Genomic DNA, 12,310 nt, shown 5'->3' on the forward strand with positions numbered 1-12,310 from the left:
GCCTCCGGTCAATCGGCCCCCGGCGACGGCCGTTCCGTGCCTCACGCCCTCGTGCGCGCGCCGCTCAGGCCGCCGCGGCCGTAACGGCCGGCGCCGGTCGCTCGCCCTGCGCCCGAAGCCGCTCCAGGAAGGCGGCGGCGAGGCGCCCGCGCGTCGCCGGATCTTCGCTACCCTGGCGCAGGAGCACGCGGTTGTCCTTGCGCACGATGTGGGCGTGGACCGGAACCTGCAGCGGCGGCGCGCTCGGACGCAGGTCGGCGGCCAGCCCCTGCGGTCCGCCGCTGAGGCGGTGGATGCCCAGCCCCAGGCAGCCGACCCGGAGCCGGGCCAGGGCGATCAAGTCCTCGAACGGGGCGGGCGGCGGGCCGAAGCGGTCCACCACCTCGCTGCACAGGGCCTCCACCTCCTCCGGGTTCGTGAGGCGCAGGAGACGGGTGTAGAGGCTGAGCCGCACCTCGGGCTCGGGCACGTAGTCGGCCGGCACGGCACCCGAGAGGCCGAGGCGGATCTCCGGGTTCCAGTCCTCGGCCGGCTCGCCCTTGGCCGCGCGCAGGGCCAGGTGCAGCAGGTGCTGGTAGAGCCCGAGCCCGATGAGCTTGACGTGGCCGGCCTGGTTCTCGCCGACGAGATCGCCGGCCCCGCGCAGGTCGAGGTCCCGGGCGCTGATCGCGAAGCCCGCGCCGAGGCGGTCGAGGGCTTCCAGCGTCCGCAGGCGCTTCTCGGTGGCGGGCGTCAGCGGCCGGTCGGGGCGGCTGAGGAGGTAGACCACGCCGCGGCGCTGGCCGCGCCCGACCCGGCCGCGCAGCTGGTGCAGCTGCGACAGGCCGAAGCGCTCCGCATCCCAGACCAGCATGGTGTTGGCGCGCGGCACGTCGAGCCCGCTCTCGATGATGCTGGTGGCCAGCAGCACGTCGCCCTCGCCGTCGGCGAAGCGCACCATCACGTCGTCCATCTCGGCGGCGTTGAGCTCGCCATGGGCCACCCGGGTCTGCAGGTCCGGCACCAGCTTGGCGAGGCGCGCGGCCATCGGGGCGATGTCCTCGATGCGCGGGCAGACGACGAAGCTCTGGCCGCCGCGCCGGTGCTCGCGCAGCAGGGCGTCGCGCATCGCCTCGTCCTCGAAGGGCGCGATCACGGTGCGGATGGGCTGGCGCACGGACGGCGGCGTGGCGATGACGCTGAGGCTCTGGAGCCCCACCAGCGCGCTCTGCAGCGTGCGGGGGATCGGGGTCGCCGTGAGCGTGAGCACGTGGCCGTCGCCCGCCGCCTCCCGCAGCCCCTGCTTGATCCGGGCGCCGAAGCGCTGCTCTTCGTCGATGACCATCAGGCCGAGATCGGCGAAGCCCACGCCCTTGGCCGCCAGGCAGTGCGTGCCGACCACCAGGCGGATCGTGCCATCGGCCAGCCCCGCCTTCACCCGCTTGGCCTCGGCGGCCGAGACGAGGCGGGACAGGTGGGCAACCGCGATGCCGAAGCGGGCGAAGCGCCGGGTGAAGGTCTGCACGTGCTGGCGCGCCAGCACGGTGGTCGGGGCGACGATCGCCACCTGCTTGCCGGCGAACACCGCGGCGGCCGCGGCGCGCAGGGCCACCTCGGTCTTGCCGAAGCCGACGTCGCCGCAGACGAGGCGGTCCATCGGCCGGCCCGAGGCGAGGTCGGCGGCCACGCCGCTCACCGCCGCCGCCTGGTCGGCGGTCAGGGCGAAGCCGAAGCCGGCGGCGAAGCGCTCCATCTCCCGGTCCGGCGGCACCAGCACCGGCGCCCGGATTTCCCGGCGCTTCTCGGCATCGGCCAGCATCACCCGGGCGGCCCGGGCCATGCAGGCCTCCGCCTCCAGGCGACGGCGTCCCCAGGATCCTTTGGCCCAGCTTCCGCCCTCCAGCTTGTCGAGGGTCACGGCCTCGGCCTCGGAGCCGTAGCGCCAGATCCGGTCGGCCTGCGAGACCGGCACCATCAGGATGCCGTCGCCGGCAAAGCGCAGGCGCAAGGCGTCCTCGCTTCCGCCGTCGCCGGTGCTCACCGCCTCCAGGCCCTCGAACACGCAGAGCCCGTTGTCGCGGTCGACGGCGACGTCGCCGATGCGCAGCTCGACCTCGCCGATGGGCAGGATGGCGCTCGGGCCCCCGGCCGCGACCGTTGCGGCGCGGGCGCCGAACAGGTCGGCGGCGGCCACCACCGCCATCCCCGCGCCGGGCACCCGGAAGCCCGCCTCGATCGGGGCCTCCAGGCTGAGGAGCGCGCCGGGCTTGGCCGCGACGGCCTCGGCCCAGTCCCGCACCGTCCGGGCCTTGCGGCCCAGCGCCCGCTCGGCGATGCGCACCAGCCGCGCCAGGGGCTCGGCCGGCCCCGTGAGGAGGATGCGGTCGCCCGCCTTCAGGCGCTCGCGCAGGGTCTCGGCCAAGGCCGTGTTCGGCCGGGCCTTGCGCACGAAGGCCGGCATCGTGAGATCCTCGGCCCCCTGAGCCCCCTGAGCCCCCTGAGCCCCTTGAGCCTCCTGGGCCTCGGCGACCCGGCGTGCCGCGAGCTGGGCCGCCCAGTCCTCTGGACCGAGGTAGAGGCCGCCGTCATCGGCCCCGCCGCGCCGGGACCGGGCCGCGGCCTCGCGGCCCTCGGCGATCTGCTCGAAGAAGGCCTGCGCCCGCTCCTCAGCCCCGTCCTCGACCACGAGGCGCGCCTCGGGCACCTGGTCGAGGACGGTGACGAGGGACGGGTAGAACCGGGCGAGGCCGTGTTCCTGGCCGGTGAAGGGCGCGAGCCGGCTCTCCGAGCCCTCGGGCAGGACGATCTCCGTGGCGGGGTCGATCACGAGCAGGTCGGCATCGGCCAGCGAGCGCTGCGAGACCGGATCGTAGGAGCGGATCGCGGTGACCCGGCCCGCCTCGTACTCGATGCGGCAGGGGCGGTCGGCGGCGGCCGGGAAGACGTCCACGGTCCGGCCCCAGACCGCGACCTCGCCGGGCTCGTCGACCCGGTCGTCGAGGATGTAGCCGAGGCGCTGCAGGAAGGCCGAGACGGCGCACGGATCGAGGGCATCGCCGACCCGGACCTCCAGGCGCGCCTGCGCCCAGGTCTCGGCCGGGGGCACGCGCTGGATCAGGGCGGGGGCGGTGGTGAGGACGATGTCGGGCAGGGCGGCCGTGTCGGTGAGCCAGCGCAGCACGCCGGTGCGCGCGCCCATCACCCCGCGCGAGGGCGACGCCCGGTCATAGGGCAGGCAGTCCCATTCCGGGTAGATCGCGACGCTGCGCTCGGGCGACAGCGCCCGCAGGATCTTCGCGATGACGTCGAGCCGGTGGCTCTCGCGGGCCATGTGGACCAGGGGCTTGCCCGTCCGGGTCAGGTCCAGGAGGGCGACGGCCAGGGCACCGGTGGGCACCAGCGGAGCCACGATCTCGGGGCCGCCCGGGGCGGCCTGCGCGGCTGCCGGGCGGTCCGTTCCGGGTTCCTTGCCGGCGGCTTTGCCCGGTGCCTTGCTGGTTTCCGAGCTCGAGTCCGGGCCGGATGCCTCCCGGGACACCGGCTCGGCCGCCGTCCCCGCAGCCTTGCGGGAGGCGGATTTCGGGGCCGCCTTGGCGCGGGGCGCCCTGGTCGCCGCCCTGCTCGGTACTTGGCTCGATTCCTGGCTCGGTACTTGGCCCGATTCCTGGTTCAGTTCCTGGGAAGTCACGGTCGAAGCGGGAGACGACGCGGTCCTGCGTTTTGCCATCTGGGGTGTGCGCTGCCCGGCTCGAGGAGAGGTCTCGGGAAACGCGTCCGGGGGGCCTCGGGCTCCGTGCTTTGGCCCGCCGTCCCCAGTTTGTCGCAGGCCTGTGGATTACATCTCCGGGTCGGGGGCCGCCTCCAGGCGGCCCTGCGCGATGGCCGCCTGGAAGGCCGCGAAGTCGGCCTCGTTCTGGTCGCCATAGGCGAAGGCCCAGTCGGCCAGGGCCTCGCGCAGGTCGCAGTGCCGGTCCCGTCCGCAATAGCCCGCGATGGCGGCGGCATCCCCCGTGCGGGCATGCGCCCGCGCCAGCAGGGCACCGTAGGCCCAGGAGAAGTAGATCAGCGGCTGGCCGGTAAGGCCGGCCACGGGGATGTCGCCCTTCATGTTCTTCATCTGGCGCACGTAGAACGGCCGGCCCTCGATCGTGGTCCAGCCCAGCAGCGGGTCGCCCACGGCCTGGAGCAGGCGCTGGCCGTAGATCACCCGCTCGCCCTCGTGGTCGCCATAGGCGTCCGGCATGCCCGCGAGGTAGGGGGCATGGGCCGGCGTCACCGCCTCCTTGACCTGGAGGAAGAGGACGTCCTGGTCGGAATTGCCGCACAGGAGGGCGACGTAGGCCCGGGTGCCGACGCTGCCGACCCCGACGACCCGGTGGGCCACGTCCACCACGTGGTAGCGGCTCAGCATGAACCGGCGTTCCCGCGGCAGGGTCTCGGCATAGTGCTCCAGCCCGCCGATCACCGCCTCGCGCGTCTCCGCATCGACGCCCGTGAGGATCGGGGGCTCCTCCTTGAAGCGCCAGCCGCCGTCGGTGCGGCGCTCGCCGACCCGGGCGAGCAGGCTCTTGTTGTGCTTCTTGCGCGCCTTCTCCACCGCCTTGGTGATCACCGCCTCGGAATGGGCGTCGATGGTGAGGCCGGCGAAGTCGAGCTGGTCGGCCCGGGCCGCCTGGTGCCAGACGTCGAGGGGCCCCTGCGGCGCCAGCTCGGTCATGGTGTGCTGGTAGCCCGCCACCGCCGCGAGGGCGGCCTCGCGGCGCTCGGCCTTGGCGACCCCGTCGGTGCGCGCCGCCACCTCGATGCTGGCCACGAGGCGCTTCAGGTCCCATTCCCAGGGGCCGATCGTGACCTCGTCGAAGTCGTTGAGATCGAGCACGATGTCGCGCTGGGGCGTGCCGAACAGGCCGAAATTGGCCAGGTGCGCGTCGCCGTTCATCACCACCGTGATGCCGCTGCGCGGGGTGTGGGCGAGGTCCCAGGCCATGACGTGGGCGGCCCCGCGCAGGAACGCGAAGGGCGAGCTCGCCATGCGGGCGACCCGCAGGGGAATCAGGTGCTCCTGGCGTCCGCGATGGGCGGCCTCGATCAGGGCGACGGGGTCGGGCCGGTGGTCCGGCGGGGTCCAGGGCGCGTGGGCGGCATGGGGCACGACCTCGCGCAGGGCCTTGCCGGCGTGCCGGCGCTTGTCCCACGGCTCGCCGGCCTCGCGCAGGTTGATGCGGGGGATGTCGGCCAGGGGAGCCAGCAGGATGTCCTCGGCCTCCTGCTGGATCGCCTCCTGCTGGAGGCCCTCCCGCTGGAGACCGGTCGCGCTCGACCCGTCAGCGCGGAGGCTGACATCCTGGGGGCATTCCATACACGGTCCTCACACGCGACTTCGTGAAGGACAAATCTTGACCGTTTGCGATCGTTCCCGGGGCAACACGTCTCAGGACCGGGATTCATCCCGGGGCGGAGGCACGGCCGGGACGACCGCCGGGACGATGGGATGCAGGTGAGCGTTGCGCCGGCCTGCGTTCCGCCCCGTCGTCCGCCCGGATCGGGAGGATGAGGATCGACGACGCGCCGTCACGGCGCGGACGTGCAGGCTGGAGGCCGGGGTCCGGATTTGAACCGGACGTACGAATCCTTGCGGGGATCCTGGCTCGACACTCACCCACCTGGCCGAGATCCAAGAAGCATGGATTTCGCGGCGCGACAAGTCGAATGTGCTTTGAGGAGAGCGGCGTTGTTAGCGAAATCTTAAGAGCATCCCGGTCTTCGCCGGTTGCTTCATCTTGCCTGTCCGCCCGCCATCGGCGCGATGCTTGCCTGGACGGCCGGTGCCCCTGCGAGCCGGCGCCGATTGACCCGCAGCGGCAAACCGCGTTCTTGAGCGCGGCGATTCAGGAGTGCTTGAACGATGTCCGTAACGTCCGTCCCGACGACGCCCTATGACGACCAGAAGCCGGGCACGTCCGGCCTGCGCAAGAAGGTCCCGGTCTTCCAGCAGGCGCACTACGTCGAGAACTTCGTCCAGGCGATCATCGACTGCATTCCCGACCGGGCGGGCGCGACCCTGGTGCTCGGCGGCGACGGGCGCTTCCTGAACCGCCAGGTGGTGCAGACCACCCTGAAGATCGCGGCCGCCAACGGCTTCGCCCGCGTGCTGGTGGGCCAGGGCGGCCTGCTCTCGACCCCGGCCGCGTCCTGCGTCATCCGCAAGCACGGCGCCATCGGCGGCATCATCCTGTCGGCGAGCCACAACCCGGGCGGGCCCGACGGTGATTTCGGCATCAAGTTCAACACCGCCAATGGCGGCCCGGCCCCCGAGACCGTCACGGCGGCGATCCACGCCCGCACCCAGGCGCTGACCGAATACCGGATCGTCGAGGGACCCGACCTCGACCTCGACACGGTCGGCGAGACCCGGCTCGGCGACATGACCGTCGCGGTGATCGACCCCGTCGCCGACTACCTCGCGCTGATGCGCGAACTCATCGACTTCGACGCGATCACGCGCCTGTTCGCCGGCGGCTTCCGCATGCGCTTCGACGCCATGAGCGCGGTCACGGGCCCCTACGCCCACGCCATCCTGGAGGGCGTGTTCGGGGCCGAGCCCGGCACCGTCCTCAACGGTACGCCGCGGGAGGATTTCGGCGGCCACCATCCGGACCCGAACCCCGTCCACGCCCACGACCTCTACGCGCTGATGCTGAGCCCCGCGGCGCCGAACCTCGGCGCGGCCTCGGACGGCGACGGCGACCGCAACATGATCGTGGCCCCGGGCCTGTTCGTGACGCCGAGCGACAGCCTGGCGATCCTGGCCGCCCATGCCCACCTCGCCCCCGGCTACGCGCGAGGCCTGGCGGGCGTCGCCCGCTCCATGCCGACGAGCCGGGCCCTCGACCGGGTCGCGGCGTCGCTGGGCATCCCCGCCTACGAGACCCCCACCGGCTGGAAGTTCTTCGGCAACCTGCTCGATGCCGGCCTGATCACCCTCTGCGGCGAGGAGAGCGCCGGCACCGGCTCGAACCACGTCCGCGAGAAGGACGGGCTCTGGGCCGTGCTGATCTGGCTCAACATCCTGGCGGTGACGGGCAAGCCGGCCCAGGACGTGGTGCGGGGCCACTGGGCCCGGTTCGGGCGCGACTACTACACCCGGCACGATTACGAGGAGATCGATTCCGAGGCCGCCAAGCGCCTGATGGAGGGCCTGCGGGCCAAGCTCGCCACCCTGCCGGGCACGACGTTCGGCACCCTCACGGTCGCGGCGGCGGACGACTTCCGCTACGTCGATCCCGTCGACGGCTCCGTCACCGCGCAGCAGGGCGTGCGCGTCACCTTCGCGGAGGATGCCCGGGTGGTCTACCGCCTCTCCGGCACCGGTACGGCGGGGGCGACCCTGCGGGTCTACATCGAGCGCTACGAATCCGCCCCCGACCGGCTCGAATTGCCGGTGGCGGAGGTGCTGGCCCCGGTGGTGGCGGTGGCCAACGACCTCGCCGACATCGCCGCGCTCACCGGCCGCTCCGAGCCGAGCGTCATCACCTGAGGCCTAGGGTCCCCCATCGGGGCCCGTGATCCGGCGTCGCGGGCCGGAACAGGTCCGGGCGCCGGTCCCTTGTCCCCGCATCGATTCGAACGGTGCGAGGAGACGGGCTGACATGACGCTGCAAGGCAAACGCGCGCTGATCACGGGCGCGGATTCGGGCATCGGGCAGGCGACGGCCGAGCTGTTCGCCCGCCAGGGCGCCGACGTGGCGATCACCTACAACACCGACGCGGACGGTGCCCGCGAGACCGCGCGCCGGGTCGAGGCGGCGGGCCGCCGCTGCCTCGTGATCCAGAATGACGTCGGCGACCCGGCCTCGGTGGAGGCGACCTTCGCGCAGGTGGCCCAGGAGCTCGGCGTCCTCGACATCCTGGTGAACAATGCCGGCCAGGCCATGAGCGGCATGCCGGTGGCCGAGATGGACGACGGCAAGCTGGAGCAGATCCTGCGCGTCAACCTGATGGCCCCGGTCTTCTGCGCACGGGCCTTCATCAAGGTTCGCCGGGCCCAGGGCGGGCGCGGCAAGATCGTCATCGTCTCCTCGGTGGCCCAGCACCTGCCCACCCCGGAGAGCGCCCCCTACGGCATGTCCAAGGCGGGCGTCGGTTCCCTCTGCCGCAGCCTGGCGCGGGAGCTGGCCGAGGACCGGATCAACGTCAACAACGTGGCACCCGGCCTGATCGAGACGCCGATGACTCGCGACCGCTTCGAGAACCCGGACAAGCTCGCCCAGTCCCTGGAGCGCATCCCGTGGCACCGGGCCGGCCAGCCGGACGAGATCGCCAAGGCGATCCTCTACCTCGCCTCGGACGATGCCGACTACGTCACCGGCCACACCCTGGTGGTCGATGGCGGCCTGACCATGCAGTGGGGCGGCGCCTGAGGCGCCCGGCGCGGCGGCCGGGCGCAGGCCACGCGGCGCGTCAGGCGGCCGCGATCGCGGCCGCACGGTCGCGATAGGTCCGCAGGGGGCGGCCCAGGAGCGCGGTGAGGCGCGCGACGTCGCCGGGCTCCGGGACCATGCCGTCGGTGAGGAAGCGCTCGGCCATCAGGCGCATGTCGTAGGCCATCCAGCCCGGCATGAACGCCTGCAGGGTCCGCTCGAACCCGACGGTGTCGTCGCCGCCATAGGCGACCGGGCGGCCCAGCACCTCCGACCAGATCCTGGCCACCGCCTCGCCCGTCAGGGTCTCGGGGCCGACGACGTTGATCCGCTCGCACGGAATTGGACCCTCGGCCTGCGCGCGGCGCAGCAGCGCCAGGGCGGCCACCTCGGCGAGGTCGCGCTCGTCGACCATGGCGAGTCCCTTGGCGCCGATCGGCATCGGGTAGATGCCGTGCTGGAGGACGACGTCCTTGATCGTGTGCTCGTTGCTCATGAAGTAGGCGGGCCGCAGGATGGTGGCCTCGAAGCCCATCGCCTCGATCATCCGCTCGACTCCGAACTTGCCCGCGAAGTGCGGGACGTTCACGTAGACGTCGCTGTGGATCACCGACAGGTAGACCACCCGCCGGATCCCGGCCTCCTGAGCGACGTTGAGCGCGATCAGCGCCTGGGTGACTTCGTCCGCCGCCACCGCGTTGAGCAGGAACAGGGTGGAGGCGCCCGCGAAGGCGCGGCGCAGGGACTCGACGTCGAGCAGGTCGCCCGGGACGACGGCGACGCCGGCCGGGAGGGCGGCCTTGGCCGGATCGCGCACCAGGGCGCGCACGTCGGCGCCCCGTCGAACGAGCTGGTCGACGACCGCGCGACCGATGGTGCCGGTGGCGCCTGTGACGAGGATGGTGCCTGTGGTGCGGTTGGGCATGGGGATTCTCCAGGTTGCCGTGGTGACGGTCCCGGAGATGCGTGATCCACACAGATGCCGAAAGTCGCTCAATCTAGACGGTCCGTCTCGCAGGTGGAACACTGGGTCGGGGAACACGGGGCGGGGGAACACAGGTGGCGGACCGCATGGATCTCCTCGCCCTCGCCGACTTCAATCTCGTCGCCCGCCACGGCGGGTTCGGGCGCGCCGCCCGGGCGGCCGGACGTCCGAAGGCGACCCTGTCGCGCCGGGTCTCGGAGCTGGAGGCCGCCCTCGACCTGCGCCTGTTCGAGCGCGGCGGCCGCACGCTGACGCTCACCGAGGAAGGGCGCGCCCTCCACGCGCGGACGGGGGTGTTGCTGGCCGAACTCGACGAGACCGCGGCGGCCATCGCCTCGGGCAGCGCGACGCCGCGCGGCCGCCTGCGGATCAGTGCGCCGCTCCTGTTCTCGCAGGTCGCCATGGGGAAGCTGGCGGCCGCGTTCGCGATGACCCACCCGGAGGTCCGGCTCGAAGTCACCACGGAGGACCGGGCCGTCGACATGGTCGAGGAGGGCTACGACCTCGCCATCCGGATCGATCCGGAGGCCGATGCGAGCCTGGTCGGGCGCATCGTCCTGCGCGACCACCTGGTCGTCGTGGCGAGCCCGAACCTCGCCCGGCCGACCGGCGACCGGCCCGTGCCGGCCGTGGTGCGCGGCTCGGGCGGCGGCGATGCCTGGTCCGTGCGCACCCCCGGCGGACCGTCGCCCCTCGCCTTCGAGCCCGTGCTGCGCCTGTCGTCGCTCATCATGGTGCGCGATGCGATCCGGGCCGGCATCGGCGCGGGCCGGCTGCCGATCTCGCTGGTCAGCCGAGACCTGGCTGCCGGCACCCTGGTGCGGTGGGGCGACATCGACGGCCCCGACATCGCGCTCTGGGCGCTCTATCCCTCGCGCCGGCTGCTCAGCGCGCGGGTCGCGGCCTTCCTCGATCACCTGAAGCGGGCCTTTCCCCACGGCACGCCGGAGGAGCTGGCCGCCTATGTGGGGCCTGAGTCAGAGGTGTGAGGTCGGGGGCGTGAGGTCGGGGCGCGGCGGCCGCCGTGCCCGTGCGTGAATCGCCCCGCGACCGACCGGCCGCGCAGGGCCCGCCGCTGCGGACCCGGCTAGCGCGGGTTCTGCCAGGTGGTCGCGGCGGGCGCGGTGAGGACCGGGGTCAGGCTGCCGGTGGCGGCCGGGGCAGCGGGGCGCACCGGCGCGGCGCGCTCCTCGGCCACCCGCAGCTTGCGCGGGGCGACCGCGGCCCGCCGAGCGGCGCGCACCCGGCGGCGGCGCGGGCGGGGGCTCTCGGAGGTGGCGCCGATATAACCGCCGACGATGCCGCCCACGACCGCACCCACCGGTCCGCCGACCAGGGCGCCCGCCACCGCGCCGGTGCCCACGCCCACCGTGGTCTTGCTCGCGGCCATCGCGGCCTGCGGCGCCGCGAGGGCGCCGATGAGCAGCAGTGCGGAGGTCAATGCCTTCATGGTCCCCGTAACCCCTTGAATCCGGCTGCGGTCCCTGGCGGGGCACCGTGACCAAATCGGGGCCGCACCGTGCCGGGGCGCGGTTTCGGCCCCTCGACGCCGACGCCCGGCCGGGCCTGTGCCTTCCGCACATCAGTCGTCGCGGCCGGCGCCCGCGGTCTCGGTCGGGAGAAGGGCGAGAAGATCGGAGAACGCCGGGCGCGCGCCGAGATCGGGCCCCGTGCAGGCCCGCTCCAGGTCGCGCCAGGGGCCGGATTCGAGGCCCGCAAGGGTGAGGAGTTCGCCCAGGAGCAGTCCCCAGGCCCGCACTTCGATCCGGCGCAGGGCCGCGCCGGCGGGGCCCTCGGGCAGGGTCGAGGCGGCGCCGAAATCGCTGACCACGGCGGCGCCGTCCGTGCCGTCCCACAGGATGTTGTGGCCGTAGAGGTCGCCGTGCAGGATCCGGCGGGCGTGGAGATGGGCGCAGGCCTCCGCTGCGCCCCGGGCGATGCGCAGGGCCACCGCCGGCGTCAGGGCGAGGCCGGGCGCGTAGACGTCGCGGCTGCAGCTCTCCAGGCTCGGGGGCCCGGCGAGCACCCGCCACGCCGCCGGCAACAGCCGCATCAGCAGCCCCTCCGCCCCCGCCGGGTGATCGACGATGCGCCCCAGGGCGCCGGTGAGGTGCGGGTGCGCGCCGGCCGCGAGGCAGGCCGCCATCTCGCGCTCGGGCAGGCCGTCGCTGGTCATGGTGCCCTTGAACAGCTTCAGCGCGACGGCCTCGGCCGGGGCTCCGTCGCGGCGCCAGAGCGCCCGGTAGACGCGGCCCGAGGCGCCCTCGCCGAGGAGGTCGCCGGGTTCGAGCGCGTGCCAGGGCACGCCCGGCACGTCGCGGCACCCGGGCGCGTCGTCGACGGGATTGCCCGCGAAGGAGGTCCAGGCCAGGGCCGGCAGGGCGGTCAGCCAGGACGGCAGCGCCTCCAGGCGGTTGGCGGCCAGGCGCACCAGTTCGAGGTTCGGCGCTCCCGCCAGGCTCTCGGGCAGCGCCGTCAGGGCATTGCCCGAGAGCATGAGCTTCTGCAGCCGCGGGCGCTGCCCGAGGGCGTCCGGCAGGGTGGCGATCCGGTTGTCCGTGAGGGTGAGCCAGCGCAGGGCGGGGGGCAGGGCTTCGCCCGGCACCTCCACCAGCCCGGTGCCGCGAAAGCCGACCTGGCTCAGGGCCGGGCATTCCCCCAGGACCGGCGGCAGGCGGGTGAAGCGGCTGCCCGAGCAGAACAGCACGCGCAGGTGCCGCAGGCGGCCGAACTCTGCTGGCAGCGCCGCGAGGTGGCTGCCGCTGAGATCCAGCAGCTCGAGGGTGTCGGCGAGCCCGAAGATCTCGGGCGGGAATTCGGCGAGGCCGGGGGGGAAGCGCAGGGCCCGGGCCCCGGCGCAGTCGCCCCGGCGCAGGGCCGTCAGCAGATCCTGGGTCATGTCGGGGACGCGGGGAGGGGGAGCCGG

The 12,310-nt window shown here is 73.5% G+C and carries 8 protein-coding genes; 3 read left to right on the top strand and 5 right to left on the bottom strand.

What is annotated here, in order from left to right; all coding sequences use genetic code 11:
• Window positions 1-64 precede the first annotated feature (64 nt).
• The gene (locus CRT23_RS00670) at window positions 65-3,310 is read right to left on the bottom strand and encodes a helicase-related protein (protein ID WP_245435923.1); all 3,246 of its coding nucleotides are present in this window, start codon (window positions 3,308-3,310) and stop codon (window positions 65-67) included.
• A gap of 504 nt (window positions 3,311-3,814) precedes the next feature.
• Window positions 3,815-5,338, bottom strand: coding sequence for a DUF2252 domain-containing protein (locus CRT23_RS00675; protein WP_103708209.1), 1,524 nt, complete (start codon window positions 5,336-5,338; stop codon window positions 3,815-3,817).
• A gap of 546 nt (window positions 5,339-5,884) precedes the next feature.
• On the opposite strand from CRT23_RS00675, the gene CRT23_RS00680 reads away from it, so the two are divergent.
• Together CRT23_RS00680 and CRT23_RS00685 are read left to right on the top strand one after the other, a co-directional pair.
• Window positions 5,885-7,516 (top strand): alpha-D-glucose phosphate-specific phosphoglucomutase, encoded by a 1,632-nt coding sequence (locus CRT23_RS00680; protein WP_103708210.1) that lies wholly within the window; start codon window positions 5,885-5,887, stop codon window positions 7,514-7,516.
• 112 nt (window positions 7,517-7,628) lie between these two features.
• Window positions 7,629-8,399, top strand: coding sequence for a glucose 1-dehydrogenase (locus CRT23_RS00685; protein ID WP_055946983.1), 771 nt, complete (start codon window positions 7,629-7,631; stop codon window positions 8,397-8,399).
• A gap of 40 nt (window positions 8,400-8,439) precedes the next feature.
• Here CRT23_RS00685 and CRT23_RS00690 read toward each other — a convergent pair whose 3' ends face one another.
• Entirely contained in the window at window positions 8,440-9,324 is an 885-nt protein-coding gene (locus tag CRT23_RS00690; protein WP_103708211.1) for an NmrA family NAD(P)-binding protein, read from the bottom strand.
• Between the two features lie 146 nt (window positions 9,325-9,470).
• Here CRT23_RS00690 and CRT23_RS00695 point away from each other — a divergent pair, with 146 nt between their 5' ends.
• A complete protein-coding gene (locus CRT23_RS00695; RefSeq protein WP_103708212.1) occupies window positions 9,471-10,373 on the top strand; it encodes a LysR family transcriptional regulator in 903 nt (300 codons plus the stop codon).
• A 98-nt stretch (window positions 10,374-10,471) separates the two neighbouring features.
• Here CRT23_RS00695 and CRT23_RS00700 read toward each other — a convergent pair whose 3' ends face one another.
• Both CRT23_RS00700 and CRT23_RS00705 read right to left on the bottom strand, forming a co-directional pair.
• On the bottom strand, window positions 10,472-10,834 hold the full coding sequence (locus tag CRT23_RS00700; RefSeq protein ID WP_181017218.1) for a hypothetical protein: 363 nt from the start codon (window positions 10,832-10,834) through the stop codon (window positions 10,472-10,474).
• Between the two features lie 132 nt (window positions 10,835-10,966).
• Window positions 10,967-12,283 (bottom strand): leucine-rich repeat-containing protein kinase family protein, encoded by a 1,317-nt coding sequence (locus CRT23_RS00705; protein WP_103708213.1) that lies wholly within the window; start codon window positions 12,281-12,283, stop codon window positions 10,967-10,969.
• Between the last annotated feature and the right edge of the window lie 27 nt (window positions 12,284-12,310).

Origin of the sequence: Methylobacterium sp. V23 (assembly GCF_002917135.1) — a bacterium.
Lineage (GTDB): Bacteria > Pseudomonadota > Alphaproteobacteria > Rhizobiales > Beijerinckiaceae > Methylobacterium.